Below are 23,323 nucleotides of genomic sequence, written 5' to 3' on the forward strand. Positions count from 1 at the left end.
ACGGCATTTGCATCAAGGAGGTCATCCAGCGGCTTTGCGAGTGCTCTCGCATATGACTTCAGCTCCTAATTCATCGCGCCGCCTTTGTTCTCGGAGGGACCGCCCGTGCCGCTTAGACAGCCAGCACCTGCCTCACCGCCCTATCCCACTCCGCCAACCTTGCACCCGCTTCATCCCGAGACATCCGCGGCTCAAAGGCGCGGTCCAGTTGCCAGATGGCGCCGATCTGTTCCGTGGACTCGTAGACACCCGTCCCCAGTCCGGCCAACAGCGCCGCACCGAGTGCCGTCGTCTCGATGACCTTGGGGCGCAGTACCGGAATGCCGAGCAAATCAGCCTGGAACTGCATCAACAAGTCGTTGGCACTAGCGCCGCCGTCGACGCGCAACTCAGTCAGCCGATCCGCGGCATCCACGTCGGCATTCATCGCCGTCAGCACCGCCGCGCTCTGGAAAGCGATGCTCTCCAGCGCCGCGCGGGCGATGTGGGCCTGCGTCGTACCGCGCGTCAAACCCAGCAACGCGCCACGCGCATCGGGCCGCCAGTAGGGCGCGCCCAGGCCCGCAAAGGCGGGCACGAACATGACACCGCCGGCGTCGGGCACGCTGCTGGCCAGCGCCTGCACCTCGCCGCTGCCGCCGATGGCCTTGAGCCCGTCGCGCAACCACTGCACGACGGCGCCGCCGACAAAGACGCTGCCTTCCAGTGCGTACTGCGCGATGGCGTCCACCTGGGCGGCGCGCGTCGTGATGAGGCCTTGCGTGGACGTGCGCGCCTGGGTGCCGGTGTGCATCAGCAGGAAGCAGCCGGTGCCATAGGTGTTCTTGGCCTGGCCGGGCTGCAGCGCGGCCTGGCCAAACAGGGCCGCCTGCTGATCGCCCGCAATGCCGGCGATGGGAACGCCGAACTCGACGGCCTGGCCGAACACGCCGGCCGAGGGCTTCACCTCGGGCAGCAGACTGCGCGGAATGTCGAAGGCCGCCAACAGCTCGTCGCTCCAGTCGCCGCGGTGGATGTCGTAGATCAACGTGCGCGAGGCATTGCTGGCGTCGGTGGCGTGGACCTTGCCGTCGGTCAATTTCCACAGCAGCCAGCTGTCGATGGTGCCGAAGGCCAGCTCGCCACGGACCGCGCGTTCGCGTGCGCCGGGTACGTTGTCCAGCAGCCAGCGCAGCTTGGTGGCCGAGAAATATGGGTCCAGCACCAGGCCGGTCAGCTCGCGCACGCGCGGCTCCAGGCCCTGCTGCTTCAGCTGCTCGCAGAAGGCCGCCGTGCGCCGGTCCTGCCAGACCAGGGCCTTGTGCAGGGGCTGGCCGGTCTTGCGGTCCCACAGCACGACGGTCTCGCGCTGGTTGGTGATGCCGATGGCCGCGACCTTCACAGCGGCCTTGGCCACAGCCTCGCGAGCGCATTCGACCTGGTGGGTCCAGATCTCCTCGGCGTCGTGCTCCACCCAGCCGGGCTGGGGGAAATGCTGGGGCAATTCGCGCTGCGCCGAAGCGAGCAGCCGACCATCACGGCCAAAAACTAGAGCGCGCGAACTAGAGGTTCCCTGGTCCAAAGCCAGCAAGGCATCCATGGCTGTCATTTAGAGTGTCCGTATGGGCGATTTTGACGTCGTGGTGGTGGGGGGCGGCATCAACGGCACGGGCCTGGCCCGCGACCTGGCCGGGCGCGGCTGGCGCGTGCTGCTGGCGGAGCGTGACGACCTGGCCTCGCACACCTCGTCGGCCTCCACCAAGCTCGTGCACGGCGGCCTGCGCTACCTGGAGACCTATGAGTTCTCGCTGGTGCGCAAGGCGCTGCAGGAACGCGAGGTGCTGCTCAGGAGCGCGCCTCATCTGATCCAGCCACTGCGCTTTGTTTTGCCGCATGCGCCGCATCTGCGCCCGGCGTGGATGATCCGCATCGGCCTCTTCCTCTACGACCACCTGGCGCGCCGCGAGCTGCTGCCGGGCTCGCACGGGCTGCGCCTGGCGGGCAGCCTCTACGGCGCAGCGCTCAAGCCCGAATTCACACGCGGCTTTGTCTACTCCGACGGCTGGGTGGACGACGCCCGCCTCGTCGTGCTGAACGCGCAGGACGCCCAAGCCCGCGGCGCCGAGGTGCTGACGCGCTGCGCCGTGACCCGGGCGGTGCGCGGCAAGGACGGCTGGCAAGTCACGCTGCAAAACGGCCGCCAGCTGCGTGCGCGGGCCCTCGTCAACGCGACCGGCCCCTGGGCCGAGCGCTTCCTGCGCGACCACACGCAAGGCGCCAGCGGCCAGCCGCTGCCGGCGCGCGGCCTGCGCCTGGTCAAGGGCAGCCACATCGTCGTCAACCAGCGCTTCACGCACGACCACGCCTACATCTTCCAGAACGCGGATGGCCGCATCATCTTCGCCATCCCCTACCAGGACCGCTTCACGCTGATCGGCACCACCGACGTCGAGCTGCCCGAGCACGAGGACCCGCCCTCACGCGCGACCATCGCCGAGGATGAAGTGGCCTACCTCTGCGAGCAGGCCAGCCGCTACCTGGCCCAGCCGGTGCAGCCGGCCGATGTGCTGTGGACCTATGCCGGCGTGCGACCGCTGCTGGACGAAGGCGGCTCGGCTTCGGCCGTCACGCGCGACTATCTGCTGGAGGCCGACGCAGACAGCGGCGCGCCGCTGCTGAACGTGTGGGGCGGCAAGCTGACGACCTATCGCAAGCTGGCCGAGGACGGTGCGACGCAGATAGGCGAACTGCTTGGCGATGCGCGCAAGCCATGGACGGCGGGCACGACCCTGCCCGGTGGCGACCTCGGCGCGCATGGCGTGAACATCGAAGCCTTTGCCGCCGAACTGCAGGCCGCGCATCCAGGCCGAGCGGGTGTGCGACGCATCGCCCGCGCCTACGGTAGCCAGGCGCGCGAGCTCCTCGCAGCACCGCCCGGTGCCGAGATCTCGCCGGGCCTGTTCGAGTCCGAACTGCGCTATCTGGTGGAACACGAATGGGCGACCAGCGCCGAGGACGTGCTGTGGCGGCGCAGCAAGCTGGGCCTGCACTACACGCCCGAGCAGCGCGAGGCCGTGGCGGACTGGTTCAGAACGCGAGCTTGAAGCCGGCTGTCTTCAGCCGCGCGCGCGGACCACTGAACTGGCGGCCATAGGACGCATCGACAAAGACACGATCGGGCAGCAGGGCCACACGCAGCGCCGCATTGGCCCAGGGCCGACCGCGGTCGTCGCCAAAAACCTCGGCCATCGGTTGCCAGCGCCCGCCCTCGCCAAAGCCGCCATGCTCGACGGCCAGGGCCCAGGTCGTGCTGCGCCGGCCCTGCATCTCGTCGCGTTGGTGGCCGAGGTTGGCGTGCAGGGTCAGGTCGCGCGTCAGCGGCAGGCTGCCGACGAGGATGACCCCGGCGCTGCTGCGCCGCCACACGGTCTCGACGTGACGGTGCGACAGGCTCCACGCCAGCGTGAGCTGGGCGTCGCCGTCGGGCCAGGCGGTGCTGGCCAGCATCGTCTTGCCATTCAGCGCCAGCTCGCGCGGGCGGATGACGTTCAGCGCGACCTCGGTGCCCCAGCCGATGCCGCAGCCGAACTGCAGGCCGGTCTGGCGCTGGCCGGCGCCGTCCAGGCGCCAGTCGCCATGGGCGCCTTCGAGTTCGCAGGCCCGCGGGTCCATGACGGCGGCGTCCTCGGCCTGCAGCGGCCGGCCGGCCTGGGCCGTGCAGGCGACGAGGGCGAGGCTGAAGACGAAGGCGGGACGCATGGGGAAAGAGCCTAGCGCCCTGCCGTGACGAAGGCATGGGTGATGATGCCGGCCATGCTGTTTGGTTTGTTGTTCGCCCTCGCTGCCGGGCTGATGTGGGGGCTGGTGTTTGTCGCGCCCGTGATGTTGCCGGGCTATGCGCCCGCCTTGCTGACGGTGGGCCGTTACCTGGCCTTCGGCCTGATCGCCCTGCCGCTGGCCCTGGCCCTGGACCGGCGCGCGCTGCGCGAACTGCTGCCGGGCGATTGGTGGGAGGCCGCCAAGCTCAGCCTGATCGGCAACTTCCTGTACTACCTCTGCCTGTCGGCCGCCATCCAACGGGCCGGCGCACCGCTGCCGACCATGATCATCGGCACGTTGCCGGTCGTCATCGCCATCTGCGCCAACCACCGCAACCGCGTGCGTGATGGCCATCTGCCATGGGCCAAGCTGGCACCTTCGCTCCTGCTGATCGCCGCGGGCCTGGCCTGCGTGAACCGCGACGAGCTGGCCGTGCTGCAGGCCGAGGCCGGCGACCCGCGCCGGTATGCCGAAGGCGCCTTGCTGGCCATCGCCGCGGTGGCCTGCTGGACCTGGTATCCGATTCGCAATGCCGACTGGCTGCGCGCGCACAGCGACCGCAGTCCTCGGGCCTGGGCGACGGCCCAGGGCCTGGTCACGCTGCCGATGGCCGCCATCGGCGTGCTGCTGCTCGCGCTCGTGCACCTGATGGCGCCGGACACGCTGATCCCGGCCGGCTATGTCTTCCCATTCGGTGACAGGCCTCTGGCCTTCATCGGCCTGATGGCAGCCATCGGCCTGTGCTCGTCATGGCTGGGCACGCTGTGCTGGAACGAAGCCAGCCAGCGGCTGCCGACCTCGTTGTCGGGCCAACTCATCGTCTTCGAGACGCTGGCGGCGCTGGCCTATGCCTTCGCGTGGAACCAGCGCATGCCGCCGCCGGCGACCTTGGCGGGCGTGCTGCTGTTGATCGCCGGCGTGGTCTGGGCCTTGCGCATCAAGCCGACCACAAGCTCTCCCAACGCCTGCTGAGCACGCACCGTTTTTTTGAGCTCCATGTCCCCGTTATTGGCGACTCGTCAGCACCTATCTGCCTCAAAACATTATTCGATACATTGGCGGCCCTTACTTTGGGAGTAACAATGAAAAAGGGTTTTTCGCTGTTTTTACTTGTGCTTGCGCTGATTCCGCATATCGCACGGCTCAGACCATGCCGTGCGTAGAAATCGTTGAGGGAATACTGGCCACCCTGATGCAAACAACGTAGCCGTCTTGGCTCGAAATTTGGCGTTCGCTGCAATTAGCGGGCTGGGCGACAATCCGGATGATCCCCCAGTTATTTCCGCTGGCCATCGCGCAGCAGTCACGTGCCAAACGAAACCACCCACGACTCCTCCCAAGAGTTCAAATGGAAGCGGCGGAAGTGTCAATGTCGGCCCGGTAATCAAGATCAAGTGATGAAAAGTCGCGCAGTCATAAAAAGCAAGCCATTTCTTGCCATCGGGCTTGCAACTATTTCATGCTTACTTTTCCAATGGGCAGACCTCCACGGCGGCGTGCTGTTCACTCCAGCAGTCCATAGTTTGCTCAGGGGCGCGGTCTTGTGCGTTCTTGCAATTGTTCTTTGGACGCTTTTTAACCGACTGAACCTCTTTCCGCCCTGGTTCAAGCCGCTCAGGCTCGCCGCGGTGATTTTCTTGTTCATTGGCGTTTTCCTCTACGCCGCCCTATTGCTTTTTCAGCGTGGCCTGTCCGAGCAGACTCATTCAACCGGAAATGAAACCGCGGAGTTCGTGGCCATTGAAAGAGGAAGCTTCGGAAGCACCTGGACCGATATCGTGGAGCGGCGGCGTATTGCCCTTGTCTTCGTGAAGGAGCGCCCATTGGTTCAATACAACCAGGAAAAGGTGCTGGGATTGGACGCCACGGCACCCAAGGTCTTGCGAGTCCGCTTGGTGGCCGCCGGAGGTGGTGAGCGTGTCGAGGAATTGCGGCTGGACTGAAGGCCGTGCCTTGCCGGCGCAAGCTGGGGCATGGCGCCCGTGAAGGCGCCATGCCTGCAAAGTCGGCTGGAGCTCAGAACCCGCTGTTGCCGGTTCCGCGGTTCAGCACAAAGCCGCCCGTGTTGCTCAACCCACCCTGGGCCGCACCGCTGACCGTCACGTTCTGGAAGCTCGCATTGCCGCCCGACTTGATGTGGATGCCATAGGTGCCCGCGCCCGAGATCGTCACGCCGTCGAACACGGCGTTCTGCAGCTGGTTGGGCCCACTGATGTAGATGCCCGAGTAGGTGCTGTCCTGGATGATGAGGTCCTTGATGACGACCGGCGACGTGATGCTCGACGTGTCGGCGAACAGGAAGAGCGCGCCGAACTGGTCGTTCCAGTTGGGCTCGAAGCCACCCGTGCGCACCAGGGTGTTGCCGGTGATGCGCGTCGTGCCGCTGAAGGGCACCGGGCTGAAGCGCGAGCTGACCGTGATGCCGGACGAGCCGACCACCGTATCGGTGATGACGTTGTACTCGGCCCGGTTGCCATTGCCGCCGTAGATGCCGATGCCATTGGCCAGCACCGGCGACTGCACCGTGTTGCGCACGAAGGCGCTGTTGGTCACCGCCGCACCTTCCGAGAACATCGCCAGCGCGTCGTCACCGGTGTTGCGCACGACGCTCTGATCCATCACCACGTTCTGCACATTGGCGTGGATGTTGACGCCGTCCGCAAACACATTGCGGATGCGCAGGCCGCTGGCATAGAGGCCGTTGGTGCCCGAGTCGATCCACATGCCGACCTTGGTGTGCTCGAACCACAGGTTCTGGAACTGCGAGCCAGTGCCGAAGTTGCCCTCCAGCGGCGCGTCCGTCATCACCTGGCCGTCGGGGTCGCGCAGCGTGACCTTGCCCAGCATCAGGAAGTCCGCCAGCTTGACGTTGCTGCCGGTGCCGTAGAGGCCGCCGTGGCCATCGTTGCCCAGCTCCACCGTCGAGTACCAGGGCCCGGCGCCGCGCATCGTGACGCCAGAAATGTTGATGCGCGAGCTGAGCTTGAAGCTGCCGGCCGGAATCCACACGACGCCGCCCGAGGGTTGCGCCGCGGCGATGGCCTGCTGGAAGGCCGAGGTGGCATCGCCGCCACCGGACACCGCGCCATAGCTGGTGATGGAGAAGGCACCGGCCGGCATGGCATAGGCGGCCGGGACCACCTCGGTCTCGATGAAGTCGATGTCGTAATAGGCCGCGGTGTTGCCGCCGTCCTTCTGCAGCTTGAACACCGTGCCGGCCGGGTAGCTGGCCAGCGGCACATGGATCTCGTCGTAGAAATGGCGCGGTGTGCCATCCGACGGCACGCCGCGGAAGGGGTAGCCACCATAGACCCAGGCATAGGTCGACGTCAGGTTGAGGTCCTGCACCTTGCTGCCGTTGGCGTAGAGCGCCAGCGTGGCCGACTGGCCGCCGCCGCCCGGGGCATCGGGGATGGAATAGCGCAACACCAGGGAGTTGGTCGGCTGCGTGGTCGTGAAGCTGACCTGGTGGCCGGTGTTGGCCAGGCGCACCAGGCTGCGGCCGCTGGACTCGGACTGCACGGTGAAGGGCGTGCGGCTGGCCGTCAGCACGGTGGCGTTGGTGGAGGCTGTCTCGGCTTCGTAGAGCGTCGTGCGCACGGTGGCGCCGCGCACGGCGGCCGTCAGCTCGCCGGGCACGGTGAGGCTGTCGATACCGACGTCGGCTCCAGCCGATGCCGCCTGCAGGCCGACGGTGTTGTGGCCGGTGCGCAGCGTCAGCGGCAGATTCATCGTGGTCCAGCCGCTGCCGGAGGGAATGCTGACCGTGCCCACCTTGGCGGCGTTGACGATGACGTCCAGCACGCGGGCGCTGCCGCTGGTGTTGCGGTAGCGCAGGCTGGCGGTGGCGCTGCCGTCGCCGCTCATGAAGACGGTGCGGATGGCCCGCGCGCCGCTGCTCGAAAAGCCGGCCGCGTAGCCGCTGCCGTTGTAGCCCGTTGCCGATGTCGACACCGCGGCGCCGCCGGACATGAACCAGGTCTCGGCCTCGGCCGGCGTCACCGCCGGATTGCCCGTGCCGCCACCGGTCACGGCCGTGACGGTGAGCGCGTCGAGATTGACGTTGCCGCTGTCGGTTGATCCGAACTTGTAGGCCACCGTGTGCGCGCCGGCGCTGAGCGTGACGGTGGAAGTCTGCGCGGCCCAGGAATCCCAGTTGGTCGTGGCGGGCAGCGTCACCTGGCCGGCGGAGGCGCCGTCGACGAACAGCGTCAACGTCCTGGCCGCGCCGGTGCCGTTGGCGTAGCGCAGCGCCAGCTCGTGGCTGCTGGCGGTGGCCGCCGTCACGCTGAAGGCCACCTGGGCATTGCCCTTGTTGCCATCGGTGAAGCCGCCGACAAAGCCGCTGCCCTGATAGCCGGTGTGGTCGGTCGCGACGGTGGCGCCGCCACTCAGGGTGGCGTCCTCGGCCTGCGGGCCACCGGTGCCGGTGACGACGGCATCGACGTCCAGCTTGTCCAGGTTGACGTTGCCGCTGTCGGCGCTGGTGAACTTGTAGGCGATGGCGTGGTTGCCGGCGGTCAGCGCGACGGTGGTCGTCTGCACCAGCCAGTCGTCCCAATTGGCGGTGGCGCCCAGGCTGACCTGGCCCTTGGACACGCCGTCGACATAGAGCGTCAGGCTCTTGGCCGAGCCGGTGCCGTTGGCATAGCGCAGCTTGAGCGTGTAGTTGCCGGTGGCCGCCGCGTTGACGGTGAAGCTCGTCTGCGCGTTGCCCTTGTTGCCGTCGACGTAGCCGCCGACAAAGCCGCTGCCGGTGTAGCCCGTGTGGTCGGTGGCTGTGCTTGTGCCCCCGCTCAGCGAGGCGCTTTCGGCCTGGAAGGTGGCCGCGTGGAGGGTGGTCGCCATGGCCAGGAAAGGCAGGCAGGAAATCAGTCGGCGAAGCGCCGGGGTCGTGTGCATTGGTTTGTCTCCGTAGTAGTCGTCACGAGACCCGTCTGGTGCGGGCCGAAAACGACTCTAGGGACGACGGCAGCGCCAATCACGATGCCCCGGCAGGGCGCAAGGACTGAAGCTTCAAAACCTTGGGAAGGCTTCAGGCTGGCTTCAGATTCGCCATAGACCCGACGGGCACCACCGGGGCCGACCCGCGGCGGCGGGACGTTTGGTAACGCGACCCGGGGACATTCACCGATGCGGCCACAGCGGGCCGCGATGCAAACCTCGGCCCACCAAGAGAAACGGCGGGTAGGACAACCAGCAATGCCGCCGGATGTCGGCAATGCAGCGTATGCGGACAGCCCAGCAGAGTCAGAATTTGCGAGCGTCAGCGAGGTGTGCCTACCCTCGCTCCCTTGAACACAAAAAGCCCTGTGAGCCCTCGCAATGAATAGAGCTGACCTGACAAAAATGCTGCCAAGGCACAGTGCAGATGTCGAGAATGCGCAGGCGATCATCGCCCTCGGGTTCCCGGCGGTTGAGCCAATATTGAAAAGCCTGTTTCAGTGGCTGGAGACGAGCGGATCGCCAGTCGAGTTGATCGTCCGCCCCTTCTTTGCAGAGCTCGGTGAGCCCGCGCTTGGATTGGTCCGCGACGCGCTGACTGCTCCCATCAAGCCCGCCCGGAAGCATGCGTTGCTGCGATATGTACTACCGCACTGGCCGGCTCCCATTGTCGAGAAGCTTCGCCCTGAACTCGAACGGATGGTCGATCAGCATGACTTTTATGGCCTCGACGTCTGGGCACTTTTGCTCATGATCGACAAGGGGCTCGAGAGCCACGGCGGAAACGAAATGTGGAAACAGCACAAGATCAAGCGCATGCGTGAGTTGCTTGCTGCACTTGAGCGGTGACCGGTCTCGGCGCGCTGAGGAGCGCTGATCGCCAACTTTTGAGCTGACGCGGCCAATGACAGCAAGCAGCCTGGAGCGGCTGGCAGCACCAATAGCCGGGCGGCACGGCCGTAAGCTTAGAAGTTGGGCAAAAATCGCCGGCACGCCCATGTCCTCCGACCTGCCCCCTCGCTCCGTCGCCCTAGAGATCATTGCCGCGACGCTGCTTTTTGGCGCTAGCCTGTTCGCCGTCCACTTTGCCATCGCCGATCAGGCCAACGGAAAGCCGTTTCGGGCCATCGAAGCCGCAGGGGCCGCCATCCTTTTCTTCGGGGCATGCTTCGACCCCGTGAACTGGATTTGGCGCCTTTTGCCCTTCACCAGGCGGGATCAGATCATCCAGCCGCCGCCGTGGGCCAAGATCGGATGGCTCGTCTTCGGCATCGGCTGGGTGGTCTTTGTGGTTGGCCTGATTGGCAAGTACACGCACCACGGTCATTGAGCAGGCCAATTTGGCAGATTGCGCTCGCGAACATCTCCGCGCTTCGCGTGCAGGCTCATTACCTGCGTTGAGCTGGATACGGTGGAAGACCGCTTTCAGCCGAGGCTGTGTGAAAACTCGCTCTCGATGGCCTTTCAGGGGTCTCGATACCCTGGGCGCCCACGCAATCGTTGATCCTGACGCGATCTGAGAGGTCGCTTTCCCGCAGGCCCGCCACCCGGTGGCGTTTTCACACAGCCTCAGCCTGAAGCAGCAGTTGGTTAGGCCGACTGCCCCTGCTTTCCGCACCCGGCAGCGTGCTGAGAACTCAACTACTCAGTCCGTTGAACCTCAAGCTTGGAAGACTTCGAACACCCTTTGTCCATCGAAGCCATCGGCCTCGCCGCGCTTGCTGTGACCGCGGGCGTTGCTGATGACGCGCGTCTCGCCCACACGGTAGTTGTGCCGGCAGTGCAGGTGGCCGTGGATCCACAGGCTGGCGAGCGGCAGCAGGTCTTCGTCGTTGTTGCAGAAGCTTGCCGTGCCCGGCTGGCGGCCGTAGCGCGGGTCGGCGCTCTTCAGGCTGGGTGCGAAATGGGTGATGGCGACGGTGGCGTCCCAATCGCCTTTACGTGCGAGTTCATCGGCCAACCAGGCGCGCTGCTCCAGCGCCAGCACACGCACGGCATCGACGCCGAAGGGCTCGCCGTGGCGGGTGGACTGCATGACGTTCTGGAAGTAGCCCCCCGCCCGCATCGCGCGGTCACGGCCCGAGGGACCGAAGGCGTCGAAGTCGCACCAGCGCGTGCTGCCAACGAAGCGCACGCGTCGGCTCTGCGCATCGCTGATGACGACAGACTCGTCATCGAGCATGCGCAGGCCAACACCCTTGACATGGGTGCGCAGCGCTTCACGCGCCTCGTCCACGTCGCGGCGGTCGTACTCGTGGTTGCCAGGCACGAACAGCACCGGCACCGGCCAACCGCGGAACAGCTCGAAGCTGCGCCAGGTCGTGTCGATGTCACCAGCGAGGATGAGCAGTTCGGCGCCGGGTGCGGGGATGGGCTGGTAGGACTCCGTCTCGAGATGCAGGTCCGACAGGAGCTGCAGGCGCATCAGTTGGAACCGTGACAGACCTTGTACTTGCGCCCGGACCCGCAAGGGCAAGGATCGTTGCGCCCCACCTTGGGCGTGTCGCGCTTGATGGTCTCGACGCGGTAGCGTTCGGTCTCGGTCAGGTCGGCCAGATCGGCCACCGTGACGACGAGTTCCTCGATCGCATCGTCGAGGTCCTTCAGCGGATGCTCGCGGTTCAGCGTCGCGACGACTTCCTTTTCCTCGGCCGTCTCGGCCGGCAGATGGCGGTACAGGCGTGCCATCGCCGCGCTGACGTCTTCGTTGGGCATGTCGGCCAGCTCGGGGAAGCACAGGGCCGCGTGCTGGAAGCCGGCGACCCAGGGCATCAGCGCGCGCGAGATCGGGCCCAGCTCGTCATAGCTGGCACGGGCCGAGCGCTCTTCCTCGGTGGCGTCCTCGGGCAGCGGGTCGGGCTCCTGGTCCTCTTCGACCTCGAGGATGACGGGATCGAACCAGCCGTCCTCGACGAGGCCGCGGTTCAGCGCGGCATGGCGGCGCTCGACGAGTTGGGTCAGCTTGTCCAGCCAGCCGGCATCGACCGTCTCGGGCAGCAGGCCGCCGTCGTAGTCAAAGATATTGGGCAGCCATTCGTCGGCCTCGATCAGGCGGGGCTGCACGATGACGCCGCAGAGGTAGCCATCGAGCATGGAGGCGTCCAGCGGCTGCAGCGGCTCGGGCGTGGCGGCGAGGAGTTCGTCGAGTTCGGCGAACTCGGCGTCGGTGAGGTCTTGGGTGCTCATGGGCGCGGATTGTCGGGGTTTGCCCCCTTCGGGCAAGCCGTTGCGCCGAAAACGTTCAACCCCCTAGAACCGCAATCGATGTCATCGATGTCAACGATCGGCCACATTGGTAAAAACCCAAATGACATCGATAACATTTGCCCTCAAAGTCCGGTCCATCGAAAGTGGCGACGGCCGCGCCGGCTTTCGGGATTGATAACAAACAACCATCGGAGACCACAGATGTCCAAGCCCCATGCCGCGCCGCGCGCCGGCGTCCGCTCCTTCCGTCCCCAACTGCTCGCCCTGGCCGCCGCCGCGCTGTGCGGCAGCGCTTTCGCCCAGGAAGCGGCCAAGCCCGCCGACAAGTCCCCTGAAGTCAAGGAACTCGAAGCCGTCGTCGTCACCGGCACGGCGCGCCGTGAAGGCGTGCGCAAGCTGGAGGCCGGCTTCTCGATCACGACCGCCACCGAGGAACAGATCAAGGCCGCGGCGCCCACCAGCACGGCCGACATCCTGAAGACCGTGCCCGGCATCTTCGTGGAAACCTCGGGCGGCCAGGCCGGCGCCAACATCCGCGTGCGCGGTTTCCCGACACCGGGCGACGGTCCCTATTCGACCTTCCAGCTCAATGGCGCGCCGCTGTATCACCTGCCCACGCTGAGCTTCTTCGAGCACTCGCAGCTGTTCCGCCTGGACGACACCATCGACCGCATGGAAGTGCTGCGCGGCGGCCCCAGCCCCATCTTCGGCAGCGGCCAGCCCGGCGTGACGGTCAACTTCATCCAGAAGGACGGCCGCAACCCCGAGGCCGGCCTGCGCGTGACGACGGGCACCGGCAGCCTGAAGCGCGTCGACGGCGTCTATGCCGGCAAGCTCAGCGACCAGTGGAACATCATGGTCGGTGGCTTCTGGCGCGAGAGCGACGGCGTGCGCGACACGCAGTTCCCCGCCGACAGCGGCGGCCAGGCCAGCCTCATGCTGAGCCGCAAGCTCGACAACGGCAGCCTGCAGCTCTATGCCCGCGCGCTGCGCGACCGCAACGCCTTCTTCACGGCGATTCCCGTCGTGGGCTCGGCCGACGGCAAGAGCGCATCCAGCTATCCCGGCTTCAATGCGTCAAAGGACTATTTCTACGGCAACGAGCTGCGCAACATCGTGCTCGAGACCGGCCGCGCCTCGGGCCGCACCCTGCCCAATGGCAAGCCCGAGATCCTGCGCAGCACGGTCACCAAGGACCTGGCCGACGGCCGCGGCGCCGATGTGCAGACCTATGGCGCCAACCTCGACACCAAGCTGGGTGACTGGACGCTGACCAACAAGCTCAGCCACACCACCGGCGACACGCCGACCTATGCGCTGTTCTCAGGCGCCAACCCGCAGACGCTGTCGAGCTACATCACGTCGCAGGTCACCGCAGCCAACGGCGATGCGGCTGTCGTGGCCGCAGCAGGCCGCGTTGCCACCACCGGCACCGCCACCTTCACCAATGGCGGCGGCACCGTCACCGGCAGCACGCCCGTCATCGTCAACGGCATGTGGGCCGTCGACAAGGCGTTGCGCTCGACCAGCAACGAGACCCGCCTGTCGCGCGAGATCGCGCCGGGCAACAACCTGACCGTCGGCCTCTACCTGGCCGGCTACAGCTCGCATGACGTGTGGACGCTGGGCCAGGCCCAGCTGATGACGGTGCAGCCCCACGCCCGCCTCATCGACGTGGCCCTGGACAACGACGTCAAGGCCTCGCGCAACGGCTATGTCTCGCCGCCCTTCTCCTTCGACCTCGACGCGAGCTATAGCGGCAACACCCGCGCCTTCTTCATCGCCGACGAGTGGCAGCTGAACAAGGAACTGCGCATCGACCTCGGCGCGCGCCGCGAGACGCAGCGCATCACCGGCACCATCGCCAACGTCAGCAATGGCGACCTCGATGCCGACCCGACGACCATCTACAACAACAACCTCTCGTACTTCAACGGCACGAACACGCTGATCGACAGCAAGCTCAGCCGCAGCTCCTTCACCGGCGGTGCCAACTACGCCTTCACGCGCGACTTCAGCGCCTTCGTGCGCGTCAACAAGGGCCACCGCCTGCCCGACTTCGACGTGCTGCGCGGCCGCGGTGCCAACGAGAGCAAGGATTCGGTCGAGGACATCACCCAGTTCGAGATCGGCCTGAAGACCGCCACCAAGCTCTACAGCGCCTTCCTGACGGCCTACCAGAACAAGCTGACCAACTCTCAGACCCAGCAGTTCACCAATGCCGGCAATGTCGTGCTGCGCCCCAACAGCAAGGCCACCGGCCTGGAGTTCGAGCTGGCCCTGCGCCCGGGCTATGGTTTCGAGATCGCGGCGACCGGCAACTTCCAGGACGCCAAGTACAAGGACTTCCAGCAGTTCAGCGGCAACCGCGTCGAGCGCGCGCCGAAGTTCCAGGCCCGCCTGACCCCGAGCTGGCAGACCCAGACCGGCTTCGGCCAGCTGCGCACCTTCGCGACCTTCAGCCATGTCGGTGAGCGCTTCGCCGACCAGACCAACACGCTGAAGCTGCCGGCCTACCGCACCATCGACGCGGGCGCCGTGTTCTCGATGGACAACGGCCTGGAAGTGCGCCTGACCGGCACCAACCTGACCAACAAGATCGGCCTGACGGAGGGCAACTTCCGCGTGCCGGGCCAGGCCGCGGGCCAGGACGGTGTGTTCCTGGCGCGGCCGCTGTTCGGCCGCGCCTATGAGCTGAGCGTCGGCTTCCAGTTCTGAGACGCGCCAAGATGGCGACGCCTGAACTCCAAGCCCCACTCGACATGACCACCACCTCCATCTCCCTGTCGAGCGGCGGCTTGCGCATCAGGCTCGCCATCATCCTCACCTACATGCTGTTCGGCGCACTGCTGAACAGCGTGGGTGCGGTCAATCTGCTGGTCGTGCAGACCCTGGGCGTGCCGCGCGCCGAGGCCGCCCTGCTGGACGCGTGGAAGGACCTGCCGATCGCGCTGACGTCCTTCCTCGTCGCCTCGCTGCTGCCGCGCCTCGGCCTCAAGCGGGCCATGCTGCTGGCCCTCGCGGCCGTCGGCGCGGCCTGCCTGGCCATGCCGGTGCTGTCGGCGTTCTGGGCCATCAAGCTGCTGTTCTGCACGCTGGGCGCGGGCTTCGCGCTGGTCAAGGTGTCGGCCTATTCCATGATCGGCCTGGTCACCCAGGACCGCGCCGGCCATGCGCGCTTCACCAACCTGCTCGAAGGCCTGTTCATGGTCGGCGTGCTGGGCGGCTTCCTGCTGTTCAGCCAGGCAGCCCATGCTGAGGGCAAGGGCTGGCTGCAGGTCTATCCGCTGCTGGCGGGGCTGGCGGCAGGCGCCTTTGTGCTGCTGCTGATCAGCCCGCTGGACGAAGGCCCGATCCAGTCGACCGACACCTCGCTGCGCGAAGACCTCGTCGCGATGGCGCCGTTGCTGAAGAGGGCCCTGGTCGTCGTCTTCCTGCTGTCGGCCTTTCTGTACGTGCTGATCGAGCAGGGCATCTCGACCTGGCTGCCGAGCTTCAACAACGAGGTGCTGCATCTGCCCACCGCGATGAGCGTGGGGCTGGCGGTCATCATGCCGGCGACCACCGCGCTGGGCCGATTGACCAGCGCCGCCGTCATCGGCCGCCTGGGCTGGTTCGCCGTCGTCATCGCCTGCCTGGTCGGCATCGCCGCGCTCATCCTCGTCGCGCTGCCACTGGCTCGCGGTGCCCAGCCGCTGACCGGTGACATCGGCTGGCTGAACGCCCCGCCCGCGGCCTATCTGCTGCCGCTGACCGGCCTGCTGCTCGCCCCCATCTACCCGGCCATCAACTCCGCCATGCTGAGCGCGCTGCCGCAGCGCCAGCATGCGGCCATGACCGGCCTCATCGTCGTCTTCTCCGCCCTCGGCGGCACGCTGGGCAGCTTCATCACCGGCCGCCTCTTCGTCGCCTTCGACGGCACCACCGCCTTCGGCCTGCTGCTGGTGCCCGTCGCGGCGCTGGCGGTCTCGCTCACCCGGCTGCGCCGGCATCTCGCATCGTCATGACCTCCCGCTCCCAGCGCCCCGGCGACCTGCTCGCCACCGCGCCCATCCATGCGGACGCCCCCGCCCACGCGGCAGCCGCCACGCCCCATGAGCTCTATGGCGAGCTCTTTGTCGCCGTGCAGATGACGCGCGTCTTCGGTGACGGCAAGAGCTTTGTCGACGCCCGCCCCAAGACCGCGCCGTCGCTGATCCGCGCCCGCTTCGAGGCCGAGCGCCGCCTGCCCGGCTTCTCGCTGCCGGACTTCGTGCACGCCCATTTCGTGCTGCCCGGCCATGACGACGCCGTCGGCCCGCGCCTGGGCGTGCGCGAGCACATCCGCGCGCTGTGGCCGCTGCTGGTGCGCGAGCATGCCCAGGCCCAGGAAGGCGAGAGCCTGCTCGCGCTGCCGCGCCCCTACGTCGTGCCGGGCGGGCGCTTCCGCGAGCTCTATTACTGGGACAGCTATTTCACGATGCTCGGCCTGGTCGCCGACGGCCGGCGCGACCTGGCCGAGCACATGCTCGCCAACTTCGCCCACCTGATCGCGACCCACGGCTTCATCCCCAACAGCAGCCGCAGCTACATGCTGAGCCGCTCGCAGCCGCCCTTCTTCTTCCGCATGGTCGAGCTGCTGCACGCCGACGACCCCGCCGCCGGCTTCGCCACCCACCTGGCCTCGTTGAAGGCCGAGCACGCCTTCTGGATGGCCGGCGAAGCCACGCTCGGCGCCGGCCAGGCCCACCGCCGCGTGCTGCGCACGGCCGATGGAGCGCTGCTGAACCGCTACTGGGACGACCGCTGCACGCCACGCGAGGAAAGCTGGCGCGAGGACGTGCTGACGGCCGAGGAAGCCAAGGGCCGCACGCCCACCGACGTCTGGCGCGACCTGCGCGCCGGTGCCGAAAGCGGCTGGGACTTCTCCGGCCGCTGGTGCGCCGACCCCGCCGACATCGCGACGATCGAGACGACAGCGCTGGCACCCGTCGACCTGAACGCGCTGCTGGCCGGCCTGGAAAACGCCATCGCCCTCGGTGCCACGCGCAGCGGCGACACCGCCACGGCCCACGCCTTCGAGGCCCGCGCCGCCGCCCGCCGCCAGCTGCTGCAGACGCGCTTCTGGCGCGCCGACGCTGGCCACTTCGCCGACCTGAACTGGCGCCAGGCCACCGACCCGCGCCCGCTGACGGCCGCCGCCCTCGTGCCTCTGTACCTCGGCATGGCATCGCCCGCCCAGGCCGACGCCATGGCGGCCCAGGTGCAGCGCCATCTGCTCGGTGCCAACGGCCTGCTGACGACCGCCCTCGTGACCGGCCAGCAATGGGATGCGCCCAATGGCTGGGCGCCGCTGCAATGGATGGCGGCCCTCGGCCTGGCCCGCTACGGCCACGCCGCCCTCGCCCGCGACATCGCCGCGCGCTGGTGCGCCAGCGTGCACCGCGTCTACCTCGCCACCGGCCGGCTGCTGGAGAAGTACGACGTGGCCGAGGACAAGCCCGGCGGCGGCGGCGAGTACGAGACCCAGGACGGCTTCGGCTGGACCAATGGCGTCTTCGCGGCCTTCAAGGACGGGCTGCTGAAGTCTTAGTTCCCGCGCCCACCCCTGAGGCTTGGGGGGCCGCGGCGGCGCGAATCGTCGCGACGCCGGGCTAAGCTGGCGTCCGACATGCCTGCCGACACGCCCGCGTTCAGCCCCGCCGCCCTCGCCCGCTGCATCCCCTTCTTCGTCTTCATGGGCTTTCTGGCCCTGCGGGGCTATCTGCCCGCCGACGTCGGCCTGGATGCGCGCTGGATCTATGGCGCCCAGACCGTCATCGTCGCCGGCCTGCTGGCCTACTACTGGCGCGGCTACGGCGAGCTGGTACGCCAGAACCTGCCCGATGCCCGCGAGACCGGCTGGGCCGTCGTCGTCGGCATCGCCGTCTTCGCGATCTGGGTGCAGCTGGACGCACCCTGGATGCAGCTCGGTTCGGCCACCGCCAGCTTCGTGCCGCTGGACGCCGACGGCCAACCGATCTGGACGCTGATCATGCTGCGCCTCATGGGCGCCGCCCTGGTCGTGCCCGTCATGGAGGAGCTGTTCTGGCGCAGCTTCCTGATGCGTTGGGTGCAGCACCCGGGCTTCGAGCGCGTCGACCCGCAGACGGTGGGCGCGCGCGCCATCGTGCTGTCCACCTTCGTCTTCACACTGGCCCACACGCTGTGGCTGGCCGCCGTTGTCGCGGGCCTCGCCTACGCGCTGCTCTACCGCAGGAACGGCAAGCTGTGGAGCGCCGTCATCGCCCACGCCGTGACCAACGGGCTGCTGGGCATCTGGGTCATCTGGACCGGGCGCTGGGAGTTCTGGTGACCCCTGGCATCCCCCCTGGATCATGGGGCCTGCGGTTCTAGGGAGAACCCTGAAATCCCCCTGAGGCGCTTTCTACACTGCGCCCGCCCTGCGTCAACGCGGGCCGTCAGGCGCGAAACAGCGCCGGTGCAGTCCAGACCAGGGAGTCCCATGTCTTTCAGTTCCCAGCGCCTGCGTGGCGCTTTCGCCAGCCTTTGCCTGGCCGCCTTGTTGAGCGGCTGTGGCGGTGGTGGCGGCGACAGCCCCGCAACGCCCACGCCACCCACCACGCCAGCCGCCACCGGCCAGATCAGCGGCCAGGTGCTCAACGCCGCCGATGCCAGCCCGGTGCCGGGCGCTCGCATCAGCGCCGCCGGCACCAGCACGGTCAGCGATGCCCAGGGCCGCTTCACGCTCGGCACGCTCGCGCCCGCCAGCGCCGTGGTGCTGCGCATCCAGGCCGACGGCCATCTCGACGCCGTGCTGCCGCTGCCCGTCACGGCCAACCAGGCCACCACCATCACCCAGCGTCTGGTGGCTGCCGGCAAGGCGCAGACCTTCAGCGCCGACGCCCCCGGCACCTTGCGCGCCGCCAACTCGCTGGCCAGCGTGGACCTGCCGGCCAACGGCTTCGTCATCGACGGCGGCAGCACCGCGGCCACCGGCACCCTCAGCGCCAGGCTCAGCGTCATCGACCCCGCCCGCGACCCCGCCGCCATGCCCGGCCGCTACGTCGCCAGCACGGGCCGCGCGATCGAGAGCTTCGGCGCCATCAACGTGGACCTGCGCGACGCCGCCGGCAACAAGCTCAACCTCAAGGCCGGCGCTACCGCCACCGTGCGCATCCCGCTGGCCAGCCGCTCGGCCACGCCGCCGGCCAGCGTGCCGCTGTTCCACCTCGACGAGGCCACCGGCCAGTGGGTGCAGGACGGCCAGGCCACGCTGAAGACGACCACCGACGGCAGCTACTACGAAGGCACGGTCAGCCACTTCAGCAGCTGGAATGCCGACATGGAGATGGACACCATCTTCGTCAACGGCTGCGTCAACGACAGCGCCGGCAAGCCGGCCGCCTGGACGTATGTGCAGGCCACCGGCCTGGACTACTCCGGCATGGACGCCGCCGTGACCGACACTGCGGGCAAATTCCGCGTCGCCATCCGCAAGAACTCGCTGGCCGAGCTGCTCGCCACCACCTTCGAGCGCAGCAGCCCGGCACTGGCCGTCGGCCCCTCGGCCACCGACATCACGCTGCCCAGCTGCCTCGTGCTCGCCGACGCCGCCGCGCCCCAGCTGCTCGGCACGCTGGCGGACCGCACCGTGGTGGCCGGCCAGCAGGCTTACTTCCGCGTGAAAGCCAGCGGCAGCGCGCTGCGCTACCAGTGGCAACGCAATGGCGCCGACCTGCCCGGCGAGACCTTTGACACGCTGAGCGTCACCGCCCGCCTGGCGGACGACGGCGCCCGCTACAGCTGCGTGGTGCGCAACGGCCTGGGGCAGGTCAGCAGCGCAGCGGCCACCCTGAACGTCAAGCCCGCCACGCTGCCGGTCATCACCGAAGCGCCGCAAAGCGCCAGCGCCCTCGTGGGTGCCACCGCCAGCTTCACCGCCACGGTCGCCGGCAGCGCGCCGCTCAGCTATCAGTGGCAACGCAACGGCGTGGACATCGCCGGCGCCACGGCTTTGACCTACACCACGCCCGCACTGGCGCTCGCCGATCACGGCGCCCGCTACCGCCTGGTCGTGCGCAACGCCTACGGCAGCGCCAGCAGCGCCGAGGCCACGCTGAGCGTCACCGCCACGGTGCTGGCCGCGCCGGGCATCACCAGCCAGCCCGCCGCGGTCACCACGGCGCCCGGCCAGACGGCGAGCTTCGTCGTGCTCGCCAGCGGCAACCCCGCGCCCAGCTATCAGTGGCTGAAGAACGGCAGCGCCATCAACGGCGCCACCTCGGCCGCCTACACCACGCCCGCGTTGACACTGGCCGACAGCGGGGCCCTCTACAGCGTGCGACTCAGCAATTCACAGGGCGAGGTGCTCAGCGCCAGTGCACTGCTGACTGTGCAGGCCGCCAGCAGCGGCGAGACCGACCAGGCCAACCTGATGCGCCTGTTGGGCACCAGCAGCATCTGGCTGCAGGCCGTCAGCGCACCGCTGCAAGTGAGCGACGACCAGGGCCGTGTGCGCAGCAGCGCCGCCGTCTGCCAGAGCGGCAGCGTCAGCACGACGCTGGGCGGCGCGACACCCGCGGTGGGCCAGGCCCTGCCGGCCAGCGGCGTGCTGGCCACCCGCTTCACCGACTGTGTGGACGACGGCACCCGCTACAACGGCAGCGCCAGCGCCGACTACAGCCTGACCAGCCTGGGCTCGCCGATCAATGGCTCCGCCACCATCACCTTGAGCGACTTGCGCATGGCCGATGCCAGCGCCGGCAGCGACTACACGGTGACCGGCAGCGCCGGCGTCAAGCTGGCCGGCCTGCTGAACGGCGACAGCGTCGTGCAGACGGCCATCCTCACGCCGTCCGCCGGCACCCGCATCAGCAACAACCTGCTGGCGCTGAGTGCAACGCTGACGGGCGGCAGTTTCTCGGTCACCACCACGGTGCGCAGCAGCGACGACAGGCTCACGGAGACGCATTTCAGCTACGTCAATTTCGCCTTTGACGTCGCCGGCACGCCTCACGTGGCGGCGGGCAGCCTGGCCCTGGTCTTCAACGGTCCCAACGGCGCGCTGAGCAATGGCAATGGCGAGATCACGCTGTTCAGCAATGGCGCCAAGTTGGGACGCCTGTACTTCGCCAACGGCAGCCTGCAGATCGAGGTCAACGGGCGCGTGCAGCCGTTCGCGGCGGCGCGGGTGCGCGTGATGCGCTGAGTTCGGGGCGGAATGGGGCAGGGCGGCGGTGTCGCCCGGCGCTACTGCGTGGCGCTTGTCACGCGCCTTGGCACTATTCCCGAGGCTCGCGCGCCCGGCTTCACGCAAGATCGCGGCCCACACACACCACCGCAAGGAAATCCTCTCATGGCCACCCGCTTCGTCATGCAACGCGACACCAGTTCCTGGCGCCTCCAGGTCTGGACGTCGTTCGTCCTGGCACTGCTGGCCTGCGCCTGGGGCGTGTTCGGCGCGCCGGGCCAGGATCTGGACCGCGCCTTCCTCGCCATCGGCCTGTTCTTCTCGGTGTTCGCCTGCTTTGCCGTCGCCAAGACCCAGCGCGACAACCGCGACGGCCAGGTCGACACCCAGGGCTGGGTCATGATGGTCTGGATCGCGCTGGTCGCGGCACTGGCCCTGACGGCCTGGGGCCTGTGGCGCATGCAGATGGACGACTGGATCAAGCGCTACCTCGCCGTGTCCTGGCTCTTCCTCGTCTCCAGCACCTTCACGCTGGCCAAGACGCTGCGCGACCGCCACGAGGCCGACCTGCTCGAGCAGACCAACGCGCGCGGCTCCTCCGAACCGAACAACTGACGTGGATGGCGCCCGCTACTCGCGGGCCTTGACGTCCAGGAAGCGCTGCTGGCGCAGCAGCGCCTCGCCTGCCTCGTCGTGCAGCGGCTGCAGGCGGCGCTGCAGTCCCTCCAACAGGGTCGCCAGCTGCTGGACCAGGGCCTCGTCGGCGCTGGGCTGGCCATCCGACAGCGGCTGCCTGCGGCGCTCCGCCGGCACGCGCAGATAGGCCTCCAGGCTGTCGGGCAGATAGCGCGCCACGCTTTGCTGCACGAAGGCGGCGTCCTGCATGCCCAGGCGCGCCGGCGCGCCTGGCTGCTGGACCAGTTCCAACATCTGCTTGATGGTCTTCACAGCCTCCGTCGCAGGCGGCGGCAACGCCGGCGCGGCGCGGGCCAGCAGGGCATCCAGCGCGTCCAGGGCCTGCGGTGACAGCAAGGCCTGCGGCCCCACCTCGCCCATGCCACGACGCTGGTGCCATACCCCGCGCACGGCCCAGCCCAGGCCCGCCGTGCCGATGACGACGAGCACACCCACCAGCACCGGCTGGCTGACGAACAAGGCGCCCGACAACGAAGCCACGCCCAGGCCTGCCTGCACCCTGGCAGCCACTGGCAGCGGCGCCGCCGCCACTGGCCGAGGCCCGGCCGCCAGCGGGCGGCCCAGCTCATGGCGGGCTCGCAATTGCTGCTGGCGCTGCTGGACCACCTCCGGTCGCTCGTTGTTTTCCGAGGGCAGCGGGCGCCGCGTGCGCCGGTTGACGGGCTGGGAGCCGACGGCGAGGCGGGACGACGGATCGGGATCGGGATCGGGAGCGGCCATGCGGCATCCTAGGGTTTGTTCGCGCTGCGACGCTGGCCCAGGCCCGACCTTTCCAGGTCCCTGAAGGCCTCGAAGATCCACGACCGCAGCCCGATGACGACGCTGTAGGGCCGCTTCTCGGAGGACGGCAGTTTCTGGTCCAGCAGATGCTGGCGCGCGAAATCGTCGGCCGTGCGCTGCAGCCGCTCGGCCAGCTCGCGCGCATGGCCGGCACCGAACTCGCCGTGCACCAGCGTCAGCAACTCGCCCTCGCCGTCGAAACCGCCGGCAAAGAAGTCGGCCATCACGCGCTCGCGGAAGAACTGCATCACCGGCCCCTGTGGCCGCCAGCGCAGCGTCTTGGCCACCTTGAGCTTGTAGCGGTTGTGCGGGCGCAGCTCGATGACGCCCAGGCGGTCGAGCTGGGCCAGCGCGGCGACGGCATCCACCTCGCTGATGCGGTAGCGCGACAGCATGTCCTCCACCGCCCAATGGCTCAGGCAGCAGATGGCGACGAGCAGCAATTTGGGGTCGGCGACGACGGCGCGCTCCTGCTCCAGGCTCAGCTCGCGCAGCGCCGGCGACTGGCTGACGAGGCGCCCGGCCAGCTCGGCGAACTCCAGCTTCAGCACGCGGCAGATCTCGTCCACACGCGACAGCGGCATCTCGCCGCCCGGCGCCAGCATGCGCTTCACGCTGGACTCCGACAGGTCCAGGGCCTGGGCCAGCTCGGCATAGCTCAGCCCTTGCGTCTTCAGCTCGGCCTTGATGAGGGCCACCAGCGATTGCGTGCTCGACATGGGGATG

Annotated in this window: 18 protein-coding genes; 11 read left to right on the top strand and 7 right to left on the bottom strand. The window is 68.1% G+C overall.

Annotated elements, in window-relative coordinates:
* Window positions 1-112: 112 nt before the first annotated feature.
* A complete protein-coding gene (gene glpK / locus AC1DW3_RS10540; protein WP_477931175.1) occupies window positions 113-1,579 on the bottom strand; it encodes a glycerol kinase GlpK in 1,467 nt (488 codons plus the stop codon).
* A gap of 22 nt (window positions 1,580-1,601) precedes the next feature.
* Between glpK and glpD the strand changes: the two genes are divergently transcribed.
* Entirely contained in the window at window positions 1,602-3,083 is a 1,482-nt protein-coding gene (gene glpD, locus AC1DW3_RS10545; RefSeq protein ID WP_477931177.1) for a glycerol-3-phosphate dehydrogenase, read from the top strand.
* Here the strand turns inward: glpD and AC1DW3_RS10550 are convergent.
* Window positions 3,067-3,738 carry a hypothetical protein gene (locus tag AC1DW3_RS10550; RefSeq protein ID WP_477931179.1) on the bottom strand — a complete coding sequence of 224 codons (672 nt, stop codon included), beginning with the start codon at window positions 3,736-3,738 and terminating at the stop codon, window positions 3,067-3,069. The two genes, glpD and AC1DW3_RS10550, sit on opposite strands and share 17 nt — an antisense overlap.
* A gap of 54 nt (window positions 3,739-3,792) precedes the next feature.
* On the opposite strand from AC1DW3_RS10550, the gene AC1DW3_RS10555 reads away from it, so the two are divergent.
* Window positions 3,793-4,770: a DMT family transporter gene (locus tag AC1DW3_RS10555; protein WP_477931325.1), complete on the top strand. Its 978-nt coding sequence runs from the start codon at window positions 3,793-3,795 to the stop codon at window positions 4,768-4,770.
* 425 nt (window positions 4,771-5,195) lie between these two features.
* Window positions 5,196-5,741, top strand: coding sequence for a hypothetical protein (locus AC1DW3_RS10560; RefSeq protein WP_477931181.1), 546 nt, complete (start codon window positions 5,196-5,198; stop codon window positions 5,739-5,741).
* 73 nt (window positions 5,742-5,814) lie between these two features.
* Here AC1DW3_RS10560 and AC1DW3_RS10565 read toward each other — a convergent pair whose 3' ends face one another.
* Window positions 5,815-8,646, bottom strand: coding sequence for a carbohydrate-binding protein (locus AC1DW3_RS10565; RefSeq protein ID WP_477931183.1), 2,832 nt, complete (start codon window positions 8,644-8,646; stop codon window positions 5,815-5,817).
* Between the two features lie 477 nt (window positions 8,647-9,123).
* Here AC1DW3_RS10565 and AC1DW3_RS10570 point away from each other — a divergent pair, with 477 nt between their 5' ends.
* Window positions 9,124-9,591 (top strand): DUF5071 domain-containing protein, encoded by a 468-nt coding sequence (locus AC1DW3_RS10570; RefSeq protein ID WP_477931185.1) that lies wholly within the window; start codon window positions 9,124-9,126, stop codon window positions 9,589-9,591.
* A 148-nt stretch (window positions 9,592-9,739) separates the two neighbouring features.
* Complete coding sequence (locus tag AC1DW3_RS10575; protein ID WP_477931187.1) at window positions 9,740-10,072, top strand: hypothetical protein; 333 nt, start codon at window positions 9,740-9,742, stop codon at window positions 10,070-10,072.
* Between the two features lie 330 nt (window positions 10,073-10,402).
* Here the strand turns inward: AC1DW3_RS10575 and AC1DW3_RS10580 are convergent, their stop codons facing one another.
* Window positions 10,403-11,167 (bottom strand): metallophosphoesterase, encoded by a 765-nt coding sequence (locus AC1DW3_RS10580; RefSeq protein ID WP_477931189.1) that lies wholly within the window; start codon window positions 11,165-11,167, stop codon window positions 10,403-10,405.
* Window positions 11,167-11,928: a UPF0149 family protein gene (locus tag AC1DW3_RS10585; protein ID WP_477931191.1), complete on the bottom strand. Its 762-nt coding sequence runs from the start codon at window positions 11,926-11,928 to the stop codon at window positions 11,167-11,169. The genes AC1DW3_RS10580 and AC1DW3_RS10585 overlap by 1 nt, the downstream gene beginning before the upstream one ends.
* 222 nt (window positions 11,929-12,150) lie before the next feature.
* On the opposite strand from AC1DW3_RS10585, the gene AC1DW3_RS10590 reads away from it, so the two are divergent.
* The 6 genes from AC1DW3_RS10590 to AC1DW3_RS10615 all read left to right on the top strand — a co-directional run bounded on the left by AC1DW3_RS10590 (window position 12,151) and on the right by AC1DW3_RS10615 (window position 21,736).
* Window positions 12,151-14,667, top strand: a complete 2,517-nt coding sequence (locus AC1DW3_RS10590) for a TonB-dependent receptor (RefSeq protein WP_477931193.1) — start codon at window positions 12,151-12,153, stop codon at window positions 14,665-14,667.
* Window positions 14,668-14,711: 44 nt separating this feature from the next.
* On the top strand, window positions 14,712-15,956 hold the full coding sequence (locus AC1DW3_RS10595) for an MFS transporter (RefSeq protein WP_477931195.1): 1,245 nt from the start codon (window positions 14,712-14,714) through the stop codon (window positions 15,954-15,956).
* The gene (treF, locus tag AC1DW3_RS10600; RefSeq protein ID WP_477931197.1) at window positions 15,953-17,521 is read left to right on the top strand and encodes an alpha,alpha-trehalase TreF; all 1,569 of its coding nucleotides are present in this window, start codon (window positions 15,953-15,955) and stop codon (window positions 17,519-17,521) included. The genes AC1DW3_RS10595 and treF overlap by 4 nt, the downstream gene beginning before the upstream one ends.
* Before the next feature lie 78 nt (window positions 17,522-17,599).
* On the top strand, window positions 17,600-18,283 hold the full coding sequence (locus AC1DW3_RS10605; RefSeq protein WP_477931199.1) for a CAAX prenyl protease-related protein: 684 nt from the start codon (window positions 17,600-17,602) through the stop codon (window positions 18,281-18,283).
* Window positions 18,284-18,433: 150 nt separating this feature from the next.
* Window positions 18,434-21,139, top strand: coding sequence for an immunoglobulin domain-containing protein (locus AC1DW3_RS10610; RefSeq protein ID WP_477931200.1), 2,706 nt, complete (start codon window positions 18,434-18,436; stop codon window positions 21,137-21,139).
* Between the two features lie 147 nt (window positions 21,140-21,286).
* Window positions 21,287-21,736, top strand: coding sequence for a YiaA/YiaB family inner membrane protein (locus tag AC1DW3_RS10615; protein WP_477931202.1), 450 nt, complete (start codon window positions 21,287-21,289; stop codon window positions 21,734-21,736).
* 15 nt (window positions 21,737-21,751) lie between these two features.
* Here AC1DW3_RS10615 and AC1DW3_RS10620 read toward each other — a convergent pair whose 3' ends face one another.
* Window positions 21,752-22,537 carry a hypothetical protein gene (locus AC1DW3_RS10620; protein ID WP_477931204.1) on the bottom strand — a complete coding sequence of 262 codons (786 nt, stop codon included), beginning with the start codon at window positions 22,535-22,537 and terminating at the stop codon, window positions 21,752-21,754.
* An 8-nt stretch (window positions 22,538-22,545) separates the two neighbouring features.
* Entirely contained in the window at window positions 22,546-23,316 is a 771-nt protein-coding gene (locus AC1DW3_RS10625) for a helix-turn-helix domain-containing protein (protein ID WP_477931206.1), read from the bottom strand.
* Window positions 23,317-23,323: the final 7 nt, after the last annotated feature.

The sequence above is a fragment of the Roseateles sp. P2_H4 genome (assembly GCF_056403315.1).